This window comes from Anaeromyxobacter sp. K, from assembly GCF_000020805.1.
In the GTDB taxonomy this organism is placed as follows: Bacteria; Myxococcota; Myxococcia; order Myxococcales; family Anaeromyxobacteraceae; genus Anaeromyxobacter; species Anaeromyxobacter dehalogenans.
In genome coordinates this window covers 1745352-1761597 of record NC_011145.1, presented here as the reverse complement: position 1 = coordinate 1761597, position 16246 = coordinate 1745352, and the positions used below count along the sequence as shown (strand labels likewise).

At 68.9% G+C, this 16246-nt stretch carries 17 protein-coding genes; 5 read left to right on the top strand and 12 right to left on the bottom strand.

Going from position 1 to position 16246, the window contains the following annotated elements:
- Positions 1-45: 45 nt before the first annotated feature.
- Together ANAEK_RS07800 and ANAEK_RS07795 are read right to left on the bottom strand one after the other, a co-directional pair.
- Positions 46-1341, bottom strand: coding sequence for an amidohydrolase (locus tag ANAEK_RS07800; RefSeq protein ID WP_232288399.1), 1296 nt, complete (start codon positions 1339-1341; stop codon positions 46-48).
- A gap of 46 nt (positions 1342-1387) precedes the next feature.
- A complete protein-coding gene (locus ANAEK_RS07795; protein WP_232288398.1) occupies positions 1388-1732 on the bottom strand; it encodes a pyridoxamine 5'-phosphate oxidase family protein in 345 nt (114 codons plus the stop codon).
- A 533-nt stretch (positions 1733-2265) separates the two neighbouring features.
- Between ANAEK_RS07795 and ANAEK_RS07790 the strand changes: the two genes are divergently transcribed.
- Both ANAEK_RS07790 and ANAEK_RS07785 read left to right on the top strand, forming a co-directional pair.
- On the top strand, positions 2266-2619 hold the full coding sequence (locus tag ANAEK_RS07790) for a tetratricopeptide repeat protein (RefSeq protein ID WP_157376688.1): 354 nt from the start codon (positions 2266-2268) through the stop codon (positions 2617-2619).
- Positions 2620-2701: 82 nt separating this feature from the next.
- Positions 2702-4336: an aspartate:alanine exchanger family transporter gene (locus tag ANAEK_RS07785; protein ID WP_012525601.1), complete on the top strand. Its 1635-nt coding sequence runs from the start codon at positions 2702-2704 to the stop codon at positions 4334-4336.
- A 36-nt stretch (positions 4337-4372) separates the two neighbouring features.
- Here ANAEK_RS07785 and ANAEK_RS07780 read toward each other — a convergent pair whose 3' ends face one another.
- A complete protein-coding gene (locus tag ANAEK_RS07780) occupies positions 4373-5185 on the bottom strand; it encodes an NAD(P)-dependent oxidoreductase (protein ID WP_012525600.1) in 813 nt (270 codons plus the stop codon).
- A 139-nt stretch (positions 5186-5324) separates the two neighbouring features.
- On the opposite strand from ANAEK_RS07780, the gene ANAEK_RS07775 reads away from it, so the two are divergent.
- On the top strand, positions 5325-6065 hold the full coding sequence (locus tag ANAEK_RS07775; RefSeq protein WP_232288397.1) for an AraC family transcriptional regulator: 741 nt from the start codon (positions 5325-5327) through the stop codon (positions 6063-6065).
- 76 nt (positions 6066-6141) lie between these two features.
- Here ANAEK_RS07775 and ANAEK_RS07770 read toward each other — a convergent pair.
- From ANAEK_RS07770 to ANAEK_RS22620, 4 genes are all read right to left on the bottom strand, one after another.
- Positions 6142-7253, bottom strand: a protein-coding gene (locus ANAEK_RS07770) for an IS3-like element ISAnsp8 family transposase (protein ID WP_085931202.1) whose coding sequence is annotated in 2 segments (ribosomal slippage) — positions 6142-6992 and positions 6992-7253 — 1113 coding nt in all. Because the reading frame shifts where the segments join, the coding sequence is not laid out codon by codon here.
- 842 nt (positions 7254-8095) lie between these two features.
- The gene (locus tag ANAEK_RS07755) at positions 8096-8284 is read right to left on the bottom strand and encodes a recombinase family protein (protein WP_012525596.1); all 189 of its coding nucleotides are present in this window, start codon (positions 8282-8284) and stop codon (positions 8096-8098) included.
- Positions 8285-8494: 210 nt separating this feature from the next.
- Positions 8495-9250, bottom strand: a complete 756-nt coding sequence (locus ANAEK_RS07750) for a DUF554 domain-containing protein (protein WP_012525595.1) — start codon at positions 9248-9250, stop codon at positions 8495-8497.
- 117 nt (positions 9251-9367) lie between these two features.
- Positions 9368-10114: a hypothetical protein gene (locus ANAEK_RS22620; RefSeq protein ID WP_157376687.1), complete on the bottom strand. Its 747-nt coding sequence runs from the start codon at positions 10112-10114 to the stop codon at positions 9368-9370.
- Here ANAEK_RS22620 and ANAEK_RS22615 point away from each other — a divergent pair.
- Positions 10113-10583: a hypothetical protein gene (locus ANAEK_RS22615; RefSeq protein WP_049778372.1), complete on the top strand. Its 471-nt coding sequence runs from the start codon at positions 10113-10115 to the stop codon at positions 10581-10583. The two genes, ANAEK_RS22620 and ANAEK_RS22615, sit on opposite strands and share 2 nt — an antisense overlap.
- Before the next feature lie 56 nt (positions 10584-10639).
- On the opposite strand, the gene ANAEK_RS07740 is transcribed toward ANAEK_RS22615, so the two are convergent.
- The 5 genes from ANAEK_RS07740 to ANAEK_RS07720 all read right to left on the bottom strand — a co-directional run bounded on the left by ANAEK_RS07740 (position 10640) and on the right by ANAEK_RS07720 (position 13478).
- The gene (locus tag ANAEK_RS07740; protein WP_012525593.1) at positions 10640-11368 is read right to left on the bottom strand and encodes a nucleotidyltransferase domain-containing protein; all 729 of its coding nucleotides are present in this window, start codon (positions 11366-11368) and stop codon (positions 10640-10642) included.
- A gap of 9 nt (positions 11369-11377) precedes the next feature.
- Positions 11378-12151 (bottom strand): DUF4145 domain-containing protein, encoded by a 774-nt coding sequence (locus ANAEK_RS07735; protein WP_012525592.1) that lies wholly within the window; start codon positions 12149-12151, stop codon positions 11378-11380.
- Positions 12152-12376: 225 nt separating this feature from the next.
- Positions 12377-12601, bottom strand: a complete 225-nt coding sequence (locus tag ANAEK_RS07730) for a hypothetical protein (RefSeq protein WP_012525591.1) — start codon at positions 12599-12601, stop codon at positions 12377-12379.
- A 320-nt stretch (positions 12602-12921) separates the two neighbouring features.
- The gene (locus ANAEK_RS07725) at positions 12922-13128 is read right to left on the bottom strand and encodes a DUF932 domain-containing protein (RefSeq protein WP_232288440.1); all 207 of its coding nucleotides are present in this window, start codon (positions 13126-13128) and stop codon (positions 12922-12924) included.
- A gap of 47 nt (positions 13129-13175) precedes the next feature.
- Positions 13176-13478: a hypothetical protein gene (locus ANAEK_RS07720; protein ID WP_012525588.1), complete on the bottom strand. Its 303-nt coding sequence runs from the start codon at positions 13476-13478 to the stop codon at positions 13176-13178.
- A gap of 208 nt (positions 13479-13686) precedes the next feature.
- On the opposite strand from ANAEK_RS07720, the gene ANAEK_RS23295 reads away from it, so the two are divergent.
- Entirely contained in the window at positions 13687-16155 is a 2469-nt protein-coding gene (locus ANAEK_RS23295; RefSeq protein ID WP_012525587.1) for a YecA family protein, read from the top strand.
- Positions 16156-16246: the final 91 nt, after the last annotated feature.

The window sequence follows — 16246 nt, the reverse complement described above, 5'->3', positions numbered from 1 at the left end:
GCGCGCAGTGCCCGCTTGCCGCGACGCAAGCGCGGATCGGCGCGCCTATCGGCCGAGCGGAGGGAGCGTCTCCGGCCCGGGGACGACCGCGCGGCCCCGCTTCACCCGGTCGACGATGTGCTCGAGGTTCGCCGGATCGAGCAGCGGATCCGCACCGAGCACGAGGAAGCTCGCCTCGTACCCGTCGGCGAGCCGCCCGATCTTCCTTCCCGGGAAGATGGCCTGCGGCGTCGTGACCGCCCACGCGACGAGGATCTGGAGGTTGGTGAGGAGGTGGAACCGGGCGATCCGCTCGACCTCGACGCGCGGCGTCTCGCGGAACAGGTCGGTGCCGATGGCGATCTGGACGCCATGGCGCTCGAGGTTCCGGAGGTTCGCGCGCGCGACGTCGAGCTGGCGTGGCCGAGGCGCGTCTCCCAGGAAATCGAGGGTGGTCGAGATCGAGAGGTTGCGCCGCCCCGCCGCCTCGCAGTCCGCGTCGCCGAGCAGGTACGCGTCCGGCGCGTCGGCCGACACGAACGGCATGTGGGCGATCTCGTCCACCCCGCCCGCGACCGCGACGTGGAAGTCGTGGGCGTCCTCGACGTGGGCGGAGACGCGGAGGTTCGCGGCGTGCGCGCGGCGGACGATCGCGGGCACGAGCGCTGGATCCAGCCCCCGCTGCCTGGGCGTGAGCGTCCGGTCGTCCCGCCGAGCGGCGTACTCGTCCGAGTGGACGAGGAACAGCTTCACGAAGTCGGGCCGCCCGGCCAGGAGCTTCGGCCAGGCCCGATCGACGTCCGCCTCGGAGGCCACCGCGAAGAGCGCCTCGCCCTCGCCGTGGGTCGTCGCCCACTCGGCCGGAAGGATGCCCATGGCGGCAAGCTGGTCGATGAGCTCCATCGGGTGGCCGCCCGGCCCCGTGAAGCCCTGGTGCGCGCTCACGAAGTCCACGGACGTCGGCGCGCCGAGCGCCGGCCGCATCGCGTCGTGAAACGTCGGGGAGGTCCCCTGGTCGCGAACGTAGAACACGCCGTCGCGGAGGTACGTCTGGACGTACGCGTCCACCCGCGCCGGCTCGAGCCAGTGGTTGTGCCCCTCGGCGTACGGCGGCACCACGAAGCCGCCGCGGAGGTCTACGACCGTCACGGTCCCCGGCCCCGCGGGCGCGGCCTCGGAGAAGCGATCGCCGACCACCCACATCGTGCGGTCCACGAACCGCGCTCCGTCGAACCAGTGGCCGTTCCGGTACTCGATCGCCGGCACGCGCCGGTGCGACGCGGCGGGGACGCACCCGGCAACCGCGAGGAGGACCAGGCAGGCGACGACGGATCGCACCATCGGCAGCGTTCGACCGAGCACGCCGGGATGATACGCGTCCTCGCGCCCGCCGTCGGCCTCGAGAGCGCTATTTCCCGAGCACCTGCTCGACCGAGCCGACCCGAAACACGACCGCAGCACGAGCCCACGGGAACCGCTGCTTGACCCGCTGGTGGTTCGGCGTGTCCACCTCGAGCTCCGCGCGGCCGCCGAGGCGGAAGCCGATGCCCTCGGGATCGTGTCCGCCCACGATCATCTGCACCGGGCTCCCGCCCCGGAGGTTCTCCTCGGTCTTCCGGTAGCCCCCGGCCGGGAAGATCAGCGTGTCGGCATCGAGCACGTCGAGGTAGCTGTTCCACGTCGCCACGAGGTGAGGGCCGTCCGGCCCCTGCGTCACGAACGCAGCCGAGCCCTCGTCCTTCAGCGCCGCCATCAACCGTTCTGGAATCATCGTTCCCTCCGCTGCAGCGAGCCGCCCTCCGGCCGCGTTCGCAAGAGGTCTACCGGTTGCGCCGGCGGATCGCCACGGGAGTGTTCGTTGGCTCCAGGGGCGGATATACTCATCGTGGAACCCCATTCATCGGCGTGAGACCGGCCCGGAGACCGACGGCATGAGACAAGGCGGCGCTCCCGAACCCACTTCTCCGATCAGCGGGAGCCCCACGCGTCCGACAGCTGAGACGGGTCCGGCCTCGAGGCGCCGGGTGCCTTGGGTCACGGCCACGGCGTGCGCCGCGATGATGGCGCTCTTCGCGATGGTCTCCCTGACGCCGGACGAGGCGCCGCTCGCATCGTGGGGCTACCGCGGCGACGCGTTCCAGGTCTGGTCCGGGGCGGCCTGGGTCCTGCTCGCTTCGGCGTTCATCCATCGGGACCGTCTTCGCCGCATGGTTCGTCGGCTGCTGGATCGTCCTGACGCGTCTGGTGGGGAACGGGGCACACCTCGGCGGCCTCCTGTTCGGAGCGGTGGCCGCGGAGGCCGTCGCAATGGGGAGGCGGCCCCGCCTGGCGAAGGCCGGAGCGATCGTCCTGCTCCTACTGGCGCTCGGCGTCAGCGTCGTCTGCCCGTGGTCCGCCAACTGGTGGGCAACGAAGGCTTACATAGCTCACGCCCGCGGCCAGTACGACCTTGCCATCGGCGCCTACGACGTGAGCCTCCGGTTGCGGCCCGACCATCCCTGGGTCATGGCGAGCCTGATCCGTGCGTACCGCGCGTCGGGGAAGGCGGACGCTGCGGCCTCGGTGCTGGCGAGGCTGAGGACCGTCTCGCCCGACGAAGCAGCCAGGGTCGACGAGGAGGTCGGGAAGACGATCGAGTGATCGGCGCCCCCCCGGGATCGCCGCCCCCGCGTGGCGCAGCGCGCGGGGAGCCGGGACCGGGTACACTCCCGCCGCGCTCGCCATGCTCGATCCCCTCGTCCGGCTCCTCGCGCAGAACCCGCTCCTGCTCCTGTTCCTGGTGGCGGCACTCGGCTACCCGCTCGGCCAGGTGAAGCTGCGGGGCAGCCGGCTCGGGGTCGCGTCGGTGCTCTTCGTGGGCCTCGCGGCCGGGGCCCTCGATCCCTCGCTGGCGCTCCCCGAGATCGTCTACATGCTCGGCCTGGCGATCTTCGTGTACGCCATCGGCCTCTCGTCGGGCCGGGCGTTCGTGGCGTCGCTCCGGCGCGACGGGATCCGCAACACCGGCCTCGCGGCCTTTGCCGTCGCGCTGGCGGTGGCGCTCTCCTACCTCGCGCGCCGGCTGCTCGGCCTGGACGCGCCGCTCACCGCCGGCCTCTTCGCGGGGGCCACCACCAGCACCCCCGCCCTCGCCGCCGCCATGGAGACGCTGAAGCAGGCAGCCCCCGGGTACACGCTCTCCGAGCCGGTGGTGGCCTACTCGATCTGCTATCCGTTCGGCGTGGTGGGCGTGGTGCTGGCGGTGCGCGCCGGCTGGTGGCTCTGGAAGCCGGACCTCGCCGGCGAGGCGCGACGCCTGGCCGAGATGGGCGCCGCGAACGACCCGCTCGGCTCGACCACCGTGCGCGTCACCGAGGACATGGGCGCGCTCACGCTGGAGGAGCTCGTGCGCGGGCTCCGCTGGCACGTCATCTTCGGCCGGCTGCTGCGCGGCGATCGGCTCATGCTGGCCGCGCCGGACGTGCGGCTCGAGGCGGGCGACCTCGTCACCGTGGTCGGCACCCCCGCCGAGCTCGAGCGGGTGGTGGAGCGGCTCGGGGTGATCTCCGACGAGCCCATCGACACCGACCGGAGCGAGTTCGACCTCCGGCGGATCTTCGTGTCGAGCCCCGAGGTGGCCGGGCGGACGGTGGCGGAGCTCGACCTGCCACGCCGGATGGGCGCAGTGATCACCCGCGTCCGGCGCGGCGACGTGGACCTGCTCCCCGCCCCGGCCCTGCGGCTCGAGGTGGGCGACCGGGTCCGGGTGCTCGGCCCGGTGAAGCAGCTCCCCGGCGTCACCGCCTACTTCGGCGACTCCTACCGCGCGGCGAGCGAGGTCGACATCCTCACGTTCGGCCTCGGGCTCGCGCTCGGCCTGCTCCTCGGCATCCTCCCGCTGCCGCTGCCGGGCGGGGTACGGGTGTCGCTCGGGTTCGCCGGGGGGCCGCTGGTGGTGGCGCTCGTGCTCGGGACGATAGGGCGCACCGGCGGGATGGTCTGGCACCTCCCCTTCAGCGCCAGCGTGGCGCTCCGCCAGTTCGGTCTCACCCTGTTCCTGGCCGGCATCGGCACGCGCGCCGGTGTGGGCTTCCTCGCCACCTTCGCGAGCCGGGAGGGGCTGCTGCTCTTCGCCGCCGGCGCCGCGATCACGTTCGCCACCTCGCTCGCGGCGCTCTTCGTGGCCCACCGCCTCATGAAGATCCCGATGAGCCTCGCGCTCGGGATGGTGGCCGGGATCCAGACCCAGCCGGCGGTGCTCGGCTACGCGCTCGATCAGACCGGCAACGAGCTCCCGAGCCAGGGCTACGCCGCGGTCTACCCGGCCGCCACCATCGCGAAGCTCCTGCTCGTGCAACTGCTGGTGGCCTTCGGCTGACCTGGCGAACACCTGCGCGTCTCCGTCCGCGCGCCGTCATGCGCCCGCCGCGACCGCGTCTGCGAGGCGGGGAAACCTGGGCTTGAAGGAGCGGTCTGAGCGGATGCGGCTGCCATCGAGGAGCGCGTCGAAGGCGCTCGCGCGCACGGCGTCCAGGTGGCGCCGCCCCCACGGACGCGAACAGGGCGGCGAGCGCGGGGGACTCGTCGTCGACCACGTTGTAGATGCGGTGCGCAGGCGACACGGCATCCAGCAGCCGGGCGACGGCCTGCCGACGTGGTGGGCGATCGACATGCGCTGCGCGGGCGGGAAGCCGCTCAGCAGAGGGATCGCCTCCTCGATGTGCGGATCGCCGTCGCCGTACACGAACGGTAGTCGGAGCACGCGCACGTCTAGGCCTTCGATGCCGAGGAGGAAGCGCTCCGCGGCCAGCTTGCTCACCGGGTAGGCCGCGGTCGGCGCGCAGGGATCGTCCTCGCGGGCGACACGGCCGCCATTCGAGCCGTAGACCAGGCCGGTGCTCGTGAAGACGAAGCGCTTCACGGACGCGGCACGGGCGACGCTCGCGAGGTGCCGGGTGCCGAGGTCATTGACCGCATGCGCTTGCTCGGGGGTCGCGCCGCGGAAGAACGCGGCACAGTGGACCACGGCGTCCACGCCGCCGACGGCGGCCACGAGCGAGTCCACGTCGAGCAGGTCGCCCGCGGCGAGCTCGACGCCGACCTCGCGCAGGTCGGCGGTGCGCGCCGGGTCGCGGACGAGAGCTCGGATTCCATCGCCGCGCTCGGCGAGTCGCTTCGCGAGTCGGCTTCCAACCTTTCCGGTCGCTCCGGTGACGAGGATCTTCATGAGCCGAGCCTAGCCCTCCGCGATCGTCGCGCCTTGGAAGAAACGGACACGCGGACGACGCTTGCGGGGCGGTCGTGTGCGCACTAACGATCTGCTCGTGCAGGCGCCGGCCCTCTACCACGCTCCCATCTCGCCGACCGTGCCGACCGCCTCCGCCGTGGCGACGTTCTTCGTGGCCGAGTGCGACCACGACATGCCGGGCCTCTCGATCCCGCGTCCGGAGATCCAGCTCGTCGTGCGCTTCGGGCCGTCGGCGCGGGGTGGCCTCGACGTGCACGCCATGGGCGTCCGCCAGAAGGTACACCGTAAGCTCATTCGCAGTGGACAGCGGGCGGTGACGGCGCGTCTTCACCTCGGCGCTTCGGAGGCGGTGCTCGGCGTGCGTGCCTCTGCGCTCGCCGGGCGCATCGTCGCGCTCGAGGATCTCTGGGGCGACGCCGCGACGCGGCGCCTCCTGGATCGCCTCGCCGGCGCGCGCGACTCGATCGACGCGGCTGCGTTGCTCGAGAGCGTGATCACCGAACGCGTTGCGATCGCCGGCGGACGCCACCCCGGCGCGCAGCTCGCCCTCGACGCCGCCGATCGGGTCCTGCGCAGGAAGGTGAACGCCGTCGCCGTCGAGCTCGGCGTGAGCGAGCGACACCTCCGTCGCGTGTTACGAGAGCACGTCGGCGTGAGCCCCAAGGCGTTCGCCAGGCTCGTGCGCTTCCATCGCGCGCTCGGCGCCGCGCGCGCGGAGCGTCACGCGAGCTGGGCGGGCATCGCCGCCGCCTCCGGCTACTACGATCAGGCGCACCTCATCGCCGACTTCCGCGCGATCGCGGGCATGACGCCGCAGGCGCTTCTCGGTCAACTCCGGGTGAGCCCGTTGCTGGGTTGACGACGTCAGCTCGACCGCGTTCGAGCGGGCGGTTCAGCAGAGTGACGTCCCCCCAGATCCTGGACGGTTTCAAACCTCAGGAAACTTCACTGAGGGCATGAGCCTCCGTCCTGACCTGGTTGGCGAACTCGACCGGCGTCAGGTGTCCGATCGCGCTGTGAGGGCGGTTCTGGTTGTAGTCCAGCCGCCAAGTCTCCAGCTTCTGGCGAGCATCATGTAACCCCATGAAGAGCTCGCTGTTCAACAGCTCGTCTCGGAGCCTGCCGTTGAAGCTCTCGATGAAGGCATTCTCGACGGGCTTGCCCGGCCGGATGAACTGCAGCTGGACGCCGTTGCGGTAGGCCCAGGAGTCCATGGCCTTCGAGTAGAACTCGGTCCCGTTGTCCACGGTGATCGTCTTCGGGTATCCGCGCTCAACTGCGACGTGGTCGAGCAACTCGGCGACCTTGTGCCCGGTGAGCGAGGTGTCGGCGGCGAGGAGCGGGCACTCGCGAGTGAAGACGTCGACGAGCGTGAAGATCCGGAATGGCCGGCCGTCATCGAGGGTGTCCCGCATGAAGTCCATGCTCCAGCGCTCGTTTGCCGCCGTCGGCGCGGGCGGCACGACGCGCAGGTGGCTCGCGCGCTTCTTCCGCTTCTTGTACCTGACGTTCAACCCTTCCAGCTTGTAGAGGCGGTAGACGCGTTTGATGTTCACCTTCCAGCCCTCCCGGCGGAGCATCACGTGCAGCCGCGGGTAGCCGAATCGCGGCCGCGCCTCGGCGAGTTCGCGAAGGCGCGTCCGCAGAGGCGTCTGGTCCTTCGCCGTGCTCCGCCAGTAGTACGTCGACCGGCCAAGCCGAACGAGCTTGCAGGCCCGCAGCTTGCTGATGCGGAAAGCTCCCACCAGCCAATCTGCGCGTTGTCGCAACGCCGCGGGCCTTAGAATTTTTTTCGAAGGACCTCCTGGAGCATGTGCTTGTCCAGGGTGAGGTCCGCGACGAGGGTCTTCAGGCGCCGGTTCTCGTCCTCGAGCTGCTTCACCCGGCGCATCTCGGCGATGCCCATCCCCGCGTACTTCTTCTTCCAGGCGTAGAACGTCTGCTCGCTGATGCCGAGCTTCCGGCAGAGTTCGGCGGCCGGCACGCCTGCGTCGACCTGGCGCAGCGCGTGCGCAATCTGCTCCTCGGTGAACCTCGACTTCCGCATCGGCGATCCCCTTTCCTCAGGGTCTCAGCCCAGCGAAGTCCTAAAGTCATCTTCCGTCCAGTTTTCCGGGGGGACGTCAACCGTTCACGTCCGCCCAGAGCAGATCGCTTATAGGTCGCCTTGAACCTTGGCCTCCGGAGCGACGCGTCGATGGCCCACACCGTCGGCTTCACCATCGTGGTCACGTGCGTGCCGCTGCACAACGCGTACATGGACCCGATCTCGACCCGCTTCACCGCCTGCTCCAGCCGCTCGCACTCGGCTGCCCTGAGCCCGGCGAGACCGCTCTTGAGCTGGACGAGCCGGAGCTCGAGCACGTCGGCGTCGTCGCGTGACACCCGGACGAGAACCGCGTCCACGATCCCGGTCCGCGGGCTTCCGCTCGGCGCATCGAGGAACACTGGCAGGTACCAGCCGTTGTCCTTCGCCCACCTCTGCAGCGCCACCTGGCTCTTTCGCGCGGTGGTCTTCGCCTTGTGAGGCGGGGACGCCTTCGTCAGAGCCGCCTTCATCGCCGCGTCGTGACTCTTCTTGCGATTCGCTGCTCGCGTCGCGGCTGCCTTGACCGCCGCCAGGTGGCGGACCGCGGCTTCCTCGTTCATGCGGACACCCCCGTTGCCGCCGCCATCCTACCCCGTTGCCTGACGTCTCGACTGGAGTTCACCCGCCGCCTTCATCTTCACCAACTTCCGACCCCGGTAAACCCGCCCCGCCGCCCAGTTCCTGACTTGTCGAAGCCGCCAATGGCTCGCGTGCCGAGAGCCGTCCCGGCACCCGCGCGAACCCCGTGCGCGATCTGCCTTCCGCTGGGGCGCGGCCGGCGTGCCGATCCGGTTCGAGATTCACGGGAGGCGGTCCAGCGCGACGCATTCGACCGCCTGAATCCGGCCCGCGAGAACGTCGTTCATCATCGCGTCGAACACCGGGCGGGCGTTCGCCGCGCTCTCCACCTCTTCGTAGACGACGGCCTCGCGGCCGCGCGCCGCAACGCGCCGCTTCACGTCCTCGATCCGCTCCATCACGAACGCCATCAGCACGGTCCTCGAGTGCCACCGCCTCGCCGTCCCAGTCCTGTCGGTTCGTGAGCCGTGGATGGATGTCAGCGGCCTGTGCGCGAACCGTGCAAGCCGGCCTTCTGAACACCGAGCAAGGGATCGAGATATCCCGCAGCGGGATCGAGGGTGGCTGACCTCGAAGCCCCCGCCAAGCGCGCCCTTGCGCAGGGCGGCCCCCCGCCGCCTTCACCACCCCGCGAGCACCACCACCAGCACCGGGGCGATCACCAGCGCCGGCAGCATCGAGCCGACGCGGACCCGGCGGTCCTCCATCCCCATGCCGGCGAGCAGCAGGTTCACGCCGATGCCGGCGACGAGCAGCCCGCCGGCGCCCCCAACCGCGAGCACGCGCGGATCCGTCGCCGGATCCGGCAACACCCGCGCGAGCGCGGCCGCGGCGACGCTGATGCCGCCCTGGAGGACGAGGATCGGCAGCGCGGAGAGCCCGACGCCAACCCCGTAGACGCCGGCGAGCGCGACCGCGGCGATCCCGTCGAGCGACGACTTCAGCACCAGCGTCTGCGCGTCCAGCGTCAGGCCGTTCTGGATCGAGCCGACGATCGCCATCGGCCCGATGCAGAAGAGCAGCGACGCCGTCACGAAGCCCTCGGTGAAGCGGCCGCCGCCGCCCACCTTGCGCCGCGCCGCCTCGCCGATGGACGTCAGCCGCTCCTCGATGCCGAGCAACTCGCCGACGACCGCGCCGAGCGCGAGGCTCACGAGGGCGAGGATGATCCCGGGGAGCGGACCGGCGCGGACGCCGTCCAGGCCGAGCGCCATCCCGAGCCCGACGAGCAGCGTCACGAGCCCCAGCACCTGCATGAGCGTCCGCCCGAGGCGGTCCGGCAGCCGGGCGCCCACGCTGGCGCCGACGAGGGTGCCGGCCGCGATCGCGGCGACGTTGCTCCAGGTGCCGGAGGTGCGCGCGACGAGGTCGAGCATGGGTCGCCCCAAAAAGAAGACGCCGGCTCAGCTCTGGGCTGGCCGGCGTCGGAACTGGTTGCGGGGGCGCGATGGAGGACTTCTCTCCTACAGAAAAGGCCCTGTACACGCGCAGAATCAACGCGGCGGGCGCCTGCTCTTTCCCCGGCTGCGACCGCCGCCTCCACGGCGCCGGGTTATGCGATGGCCACCGGAACCAGGCCCGGCGCGGCGTGCCCCTGACTCCTCTCCGATCTCCTCGGCGGAAACCGAAGAAGGCGGCGCGACCGTCGGCAGGACTTCATCGAACCCCTTCCTGTTCGGCGCGCGCTCCGCTGCCAAGAACGGCTGCAACCAGTCATACAACGCGGGGAAGTCGAGGTGCTTCGGGAAGGGGTCCTCTTCGAGCCACTCGCATAGCATGGTGCGCCTGAACATCGCCTCCCCGCTTCGTCGAGGATGGGTTCCCAGCGTGGACTCGTAGAAGCTGGAGTGGACCGAGTAGTGGTGGGAGAAGAAGAAGGGCTCCCAGGTTGCCTCGACCTCCTCCTTCGCCTTCACGTCGATGACCTCCGTCTCCAGGAACTCCCTCGACGAGTTCGAGTCCCATGCGCCATGGAGCAACGCGACCGCCTCTACGTCGGACTTCGGCGCGCTGTACCCGAACACCGTGAACATGTAGGCGTCCTTCAGGACCGACCTGACGGCCTCCCACTCGCGAGCGATGAACGGGCTCGCTGAGTACTCCTTCTTCTCGACCGGGAACAGCAGCGGCGTCCGAACGAAGCCATTGCGGCACTCGGGACACCGAAAGCCCACCGGTCCAATTTTCCCCTGGTGGTCTGGGCAGTGCCCCACAGCAACCGAGCCGTGCAGAAAGAGCATGGGTCGGCAGTTCGCGCAGAACCTTACGGTTTCGGATGTAAGCCTGGACGAGCAACGGGTCCCAGTTGAAGGTCGCGATGAAGTCCTGGTCGCGAAGGCTCAACAGGAGGTGGTCGTACAGGGTCGGGGTGTCTGGCAACTCGAACGCGGCGAAGTACTCGTAGACCCGTTGCTCCAGTTCGGTGAGCAGCGGCTGGTACTCGGATTTGCCGTGGAGCGAACTGTAGAGGGTCTCGAAGTTGTCGGGGATGTGCTTCACCCCGTGGTCTCGGAGCAGCGACTCCAGCCCGAGCGTCGAGATGAAGTTCGCCATCAGCGGCGGCTTCACGCCTCGCTTGTCGCCGTTCGGAAGCGCCGCGAGGCTTGCACCTGCGCCGAGGAGCACGACGTGGGGCCGCCCGATACCAACCCGCTGCCGCTGGTCCTCGACCGAGACGACCGTCATCTCGTCCTCCCGTTCATAGCGTAGAGCTACGACGGGAGTCCGACATGGACGACAGCGTTCCATCTACCCAGACGGCACGTTCATCGCTGGCGTCGGGCACCGCCCGTCGAAGTCGCTCCGGGGCGAGGTGCGGTCGCGCGCGCCTTCCTCGATGGACTCCTGGTGGTCGAGTCGAAGATGACCGTCTTCGCGGCAGCGTCAGCAACCTTATCGTGCGCGCCGTGGAGGCTGAGGTAGGGCGACCTGTTCCGGAGGAACTTCTTCACGTCCTCCTCGGGCCATCCGAGTTCATCCAGGAAGTCGCGGAACACGCGGCCGTCCGCCCTCGCGCGCTCGTTCCGCAGGGCCTCGAACCGCTGCTGGTCGGGCTCCTTCCGTTCAAGCTCCACCACCAGGTCGATGTCAGCGAGGTCGGGTGCGCCCGTCGTGTAGCTGCCGAACACACGGATGCGCCTGACTGCGACCAGAAAGCGCGGGGCCCTGTTCACCTCGCCAGCGCGGTCGAGCAGCGCCGCGACGAGCACCTCGGCCTTGGCGCGGGGGATGCGGCGGAGCCCCGTGGCGTTGCACAGGCGTCCTCCCCCCGGCGTAAGCCGCCACCAGTCGTCGTGTCGTTCGTGGCGCTCGATGAGGCCCTGGAGCGCGAGCGCCTCCCCGACCTGTTCCGCTTGCTCCCTCGGGACCTTCAGCCGGTGAGCGAGGAACTCCGCCCGGTCGGTCATGTACCGTCCCGGCCCCAGCCGCCGGAGCGCGTCCCGCACCCGAAGGATGGGCACCCCGGCGATGGTCGTCTTCGGGTCAACGTTCATCGGCTCGCCTCATGTCGTGCCGCCGCCTGTGCCCTTCTTCCGCTCGGCCCTCGCCTTCATGATGGCGGCGTGGCGAGCCGGCTTGACGAAGAACCCATCGAAGAACTCGTCGAGCGCGGCGATGATGACGGTGACGTCTTCCGGCGTGACCTCGATGAGGTCCCCATCGGCTGCGAGGTTCGGGTGAACGGCGTCGTTCCCGACGCCCTGGACGAACCGCAGCTTCTCCGCGAGCAGCGCCGAAGTGCGGCCGTCCGCCAGCGCCAGCCCGATTTCGTCGTTGACCTTCCGCGATGGCGCCTTGAATCCGCACCCCCGAAGCGCGGCCTGTAGACCGCGACGCGCGAGGGCGGCGGCAGCCCGCGTGCTGATGTGCGCGACACCGACCGCCTCGCGGTAGTCGCGCGCCAGGTCTGGCGGAACCTCCGGTTCCACCTTCGGCGCCCGCGAGCCGGGGTAGGCGCCCACGCGTTGGACCACCTCGTAGACCGGCATCGGTAGGGTGTTGCGCCCACCACCGCCTTCAATTCCGGCCTGTCGGTAGGACACCCAGTCCGCGACGTGCTTGCCGCATTTCGTACAGGTCGCCACGTCGATGCGCTGGTCGTGCTGCGTCAGGCCCTTCTTCACGAACGGCGGCGGGTGAACGCTTCCCTTCGGATGGTAGTGCCAGGTGTAGTCCGCGTACTGCACGGGCACCCCGCAGTGCGGGCACACGCCCGAGCCGTCGTCCTCAATCCAGTACGTGCTTTCCCCGCCCGCGAGTCCAGCCTCGTCGCTCATTCGCACAGGGTAGCGCGCTTCCCTGACCAGAGAAGGGTGGCCGAAATCGTCGCTTGATGCCCGGCGCCGCCACCCGTGGGCGCAGTGGGCCGCAGACCAGGGCCGCCTGAAGCTGTTCAAGCGGCCGGACGGGAAGTGGTTCGTCAGCTTGCCGTCGTAGCGGTTTGGGCCCGACGCCGGTACCGGCGCGCGGCCGGGGGCCCTGGTACTCTCCACCGCCGTGCCTCACTCGCTCTCCGAACTGGTGCCCGCGTGGACGAACGTCTCGCGGGTCACGCGCCAGTTGCCGATCCCCACGACCTCGTTGAGCCGGTCGATGATCCACTGCACCTTCACGCCGGCGGTGTCGTAACCGCGCCCGGTCTTCGAGCCGTCCGTGCGTTCGACGGCCTCGGGCGGGAACGGCGCACAGAGCGCCTGGTACAACTTCTTCTTCTGCTCGGGGGTCATGGTGCTGCTCCTCGGGCGCATGCGCGCCCATGAACGACGAGGAGCCTGCGCTCACCATGAGCGGGGACCCCTCGAAGTGGTTCTGCGTCTGTAGGTGAAACGGACGCTGGCACAAGCCGGGGGTCCTACGGCTACCGCGCGTTCTCGCCCTTCGTCGGCGCCGTCAAAACGGTCTCTGCCGCCGCGATGAGGACGGCGACCGCGATCTTCTTGAGCAACGCCTTGTTCAGCATCAGCGCGACTGGAAGCACAAGCTCCCCCGATCCGGCGGGCCCGCCGAAGGTGAAGACGGAGGAGCTGCGGCAGCCGATGCTGCCGGCCTACGCCGCCACGAGCTGGATGCCGGCCTCGTCAGCGATCGCGCCCAAGGCGGCCTGCTTCAGGGCCGCAGCCCGGCCCAGCCAGATCGAGGCCAGCCGCGCCCGCCGCGGGTCCTCCCGACCCGCATCGCGGACGAGCCGGTGGTGGTCTGCGTACTCCGCCCAGCCCTGGAGGGCGGCCCAGGCGGTCCCGCGCACCCTCTCGATCCCGACGGCCGTGTCGAAGAGTTGGACGACCTTGGCCCTCTCCGCCTCTAGCCTGGAGTGGTCGCGTCGCCGGCGGCCTCGACCAGCGTGCGGGCCACCTCGGAGAACTGGACGACCTCGTACCCCTTGCCGACGACAGAGCCGTACTCGCCGGTGTCGGACCGCACCAGGGCCTTCTTGTCGGGGATCGGCGCACGGAACGGCGGCACGTACACGTCCTTCGCAACCGCGTCGTAGAAGCCGGCGGCCTCAACGACGGCTTCGTAACTGGCACGGGCAGGCAGCCGTACGCCGAGGCCGTGCCACGGCGCCTCGCCGACGTAGAACATGCGGTTGATATCGTGAGCCATGCGGGACCTCCAAACGGACGCTTCCCGGCAGACCGAGGGACGGGCCGGAGAGCGTCGTGATGAAGCAATTGGGGTCTGCGAGCCGGCTGGCCCGCGACGGTAGGAGTTCCTCCCGATCTCTTATCTCGAGATTCGGCTCGATCTTGCCGGTGCCGGGTGCGGGCACGTCATGCACGTCCGGTATGATGCCGCTGCCCGAGGGGAACCCATGGCGAGACGTCGGAAGGAACGCACGAAGCCGCAGAGGGTAAAGCCCGACGAGGTGTTCACGGCGGGGCCCCTGACGTCCGCTCGAATCGGCCGGTTCGTCCATAGCCGCGTCGACTGGCCTCCCGGCGAGTTCGAGAAGATGCAGGCGCGACTCGCGGAGCGTTACCCGGAGCTCGTCGGAGAAATCGATTCCCTCGTCTCCGAGATCGCTTCACTCGTAAGCGAACTTCCGCCGGAGAAGCTCCTGCACCGAGCGTGGTGGGAACTGAGCCTCCGCGCGACCGGCATCACGTCTGAAGCCGAGATGGACTTCGACGACGGCGTAGCGGTGAGGATGGTCGACTACATCCAGAGCGTGATCGCGGCGGTGCCGCCCTCCGCGAACCAGCGCGACGATGTCACGGAAGAGGCATGGAAGTCGCTTCGTGAAAAGGTGGAGCGCCTCTTCCGAATCCTGGTCCTCGACTACCATCTCTGCGCGACGGCGCAGACTCGCGCTGACAACCCAGCGCAGGATCTCGACTTCGAGGAGTTCAAGTACCGCGCCCAGGTGTACTGGTGCACCGTTCGTGGAACTCGGTACCAGGTCCACCAGCCCGCCTACCTCCGAGACATGTTCCTGCCGTTCTCGGACGTGCTCCAGGAGTTGTTCGGGATCACCGCCGAACAGTTCGTCGAGGAGATCACGAAGATCTGGCGGTCCTTGTCGTACGGCATTGGCGAGACGGTCGAGGGCTTCAAGTCGTTCCAAACCGACGTGCTGGACGCCGCCGAGAAGAAGATCGAGTCCGAAGAACTCCCATCCGACCAGACGATGCGGGAGATCATCGCAAGCGTCGTCGAGGAACACGGCTGGCAAGAGCGCCAGGAGAGGGCCCTCGGCCGGCTACTGGGCCTCGACCTCTTCGATGTCCAAAAGGTCGCGAACCTGCCGCAACGCCTTCTCGACGAGATGACGTGGTCCCCAGGGGAGGAGCAGGAGTTCTTCGCGCCCGGCCAGTTCCGTGGATGGCCGCTCCGCATCTGGCCGATCTTCAGGCGCCCCTTCATCCGGCTCAACGGGCGACCGTGCTGCTTCGATCTATACGGGCTCTTCGACAACCTCTACCGCGTGATGCAGCGGATCGTGACGCGGCTCAAGCCCGAGTACGCGGAAACCTGGAACCAGATTCAGAAGGAGCTCTCGGAAGCACTGCCGTTCAAGTACCTGCGCTCGATTCTGCCGAGCGCAACGCAGTTCCGCCCGGTCTACTACCGAGCGCGAACGGGGGCGCACACGGAGTGGTGCGAAGCCGACGGCATCCTGATCTACGACGACCACCTGTTCGTCATCGAAGTTCGAGCCGGCGCATTCACCTACACTCCACCCGCGACCGACTTCCCCGCGTACGTCGCATCCCTAAGAAACCTCGTGCTGAAACCAGCAACCCAGGGGAAGCGATTCATCGAGTACCTGAACAGTGGTGAGACGGTCCCAATCTTCGACCGCGATCACCTTCAGGTGGGAACGCTCAAGAGAGCGGACTTCCGCCACGTTACGATCTGCGCCGTCACCATCGACCCGTTCACGGAGATGGCTGCGCAGGTTCAGCATCTCCGCAAGATCGGGGTGGACGTCGGGTCCGAGCCGGTCTGGGCCCTGTCCGTCGACGACCTGCGAGCATACGCAGATGTGTTCGAGAACCCGCTGGTGTTCCTGCACTTCGTCGAGCAACGGATGCAGGCGTTCCGGTCGGACATCATTCAGTCCGACGACGAGTTCGATCATCTCGGCCTCTACCTGAAGCACAACCACTACGCGACGCACGCGAAGGAACTCCGGGGCGACTCGGGAGCCCGCATCACGTTCCAGGGGTATCGCTCCGAGATCGACAAGTACTTCAGCTCGCGAATGGCGGACGGGGCCACTCGGCCACCTCTCAGGCAGAAGATGCCCGCTCGGCTCTTCGAGATCGTCGACCGGCTCGCCCGAACAACTGCTCCGGGGCTCGCCAAAGTTGCGAGTTACCTCCTCGACCTGAACGGTAAGTGGCGCGAGAACATCGCTCAGGAAATCGATGAGGAGATCGCGCGACAGCCGTCCACGCGGCGGCCCAAGCCGATGTCCGTGCACGGCGGCGTCCCCCTGACCGTCTTCTGCTGGGTCAGCGGTTGCGTATCTCGGGATCCGGCGCTCGCGCTCCGGCATACACGCAAGGTCCTACTCCTTCACAACGATCCGCGCCGCCTCCTACTCGAACTCGTGTATTCCACCGAGGGGGTCTTGCAGAAGGTCGATTGGCAGTGGATCGACCCATCGACCATCCCGGCGGCCGACCTGCCGACCCTGCGTGCCGAGGCTGAACGGCTTCGCGGTGAGCGCGTTGCAGCCGCGCTAGCTCACTGGGGCAAGATCGGTCGCAACGAGCAGTGCCCGTGCGGGAGCGGGAAGAAGTACAAGAAGTGCCATCTCGGGAAGCCCGACTGAGCTTGTTCAGCCCGCTGCGAATCGACTCGTAGTCGCGCACAGCCGCGTGTTGCCCCGGCGAACCCCGCGCCGCGTGAACACCGCCCGAAGG

Excerpts from the sequence above, each read along its gene's own strand:
- ANAEK_RS22615 (WP_049778372.1), top strand. The coding sequence starts at position 10,113 with ATGGGTCGGCAGTTCGCGCAGAACCTTACGGTTTCGGATGTAAGCCTG.
- ANAEK_RS07750 (WP_012525595.1), bottom strand. The coding sequence starts at position 9,250 with ATGCTCGACCTCGTCGCGCGCACCTCCGGCACCTGGAGCAACGTCGCC.
- ANAEK_RS07730 (WP_012525591.1), bottom strand. The coding sequence starts at position 12,601 with ATGACCCCCGAGCAGAAGAAGAAGTTGTACCAGGCGCTCTGTGCGCCG.
- ANAEK_RS07735 (WP_012525592.1), bottom strand. The coding sequence starts at position 12,151 with ATGAGCGACGAGGCTGGACTCGCGGGCGGGGAAAGCACGTACTGGATT.
- ANAEK_RS22620 (WP_157376687.1), bottom strand. The coding sequence starts at position 10,114 with ATGCTCTTTCTGCACGGCTCGGTTGCTGTGGGGCACTGCCCAGACCAC.
- ANAEK_RS07785 (WP_012525601.1), top strand. The coding sequence starts at position 2,702 with ATGCTCGATCCCCTCGTCCGGCTCCTCGCGCAGAACCCGCTCCTGCTC.
- ANAEK_RS23295 (WP_012525587.1), top strand. The coding sequence starts at position 13,687 with ATGGCGAGACGTCGGAAGGAACGCACGAAGCCGCAGAGGGTAAAGCCC.
- ANAEK_RS07740 (WP_012525593.1), bottom strand. The coding sequence starts at position 11,368 with ATGAACGTTGACCCGAAGACGACCATCGCCGGGGTGCCCATCCTTCGG.
- ANAEK_RS07780 (WP_012525600.1), bottom strand. The coding sequence starts at position 5,185 with ATGAAGATCCTCGTCACCGGAGCGACCGGAAAGGTTGGAAGCCGACTC.
- ANAEK_RS07795 (WP_232288398.1), bottom strand. The coding sequence starts at position 1,732 with ATGGCGGCGCTGAAGGACGAGGGCTCGGCTGCGTTCGTGACGCAGGGG.
- ANAEK_RS07755 (WP_012525596.1), bottom strand. The coding sequence starts at position 8,284 with ATGGCGTTCGTGATGGAGCGGATCGAGGACGTGAAGCGGCGCGTTGCG.
- ANAEK_RS07720 (WP_012525588.1), bottom strand. The coding sequence starts at position 13,478 with ATGGCTCACGATATCAACCGCATGTTCTACGTCGGCGAGGCGCCGTGG.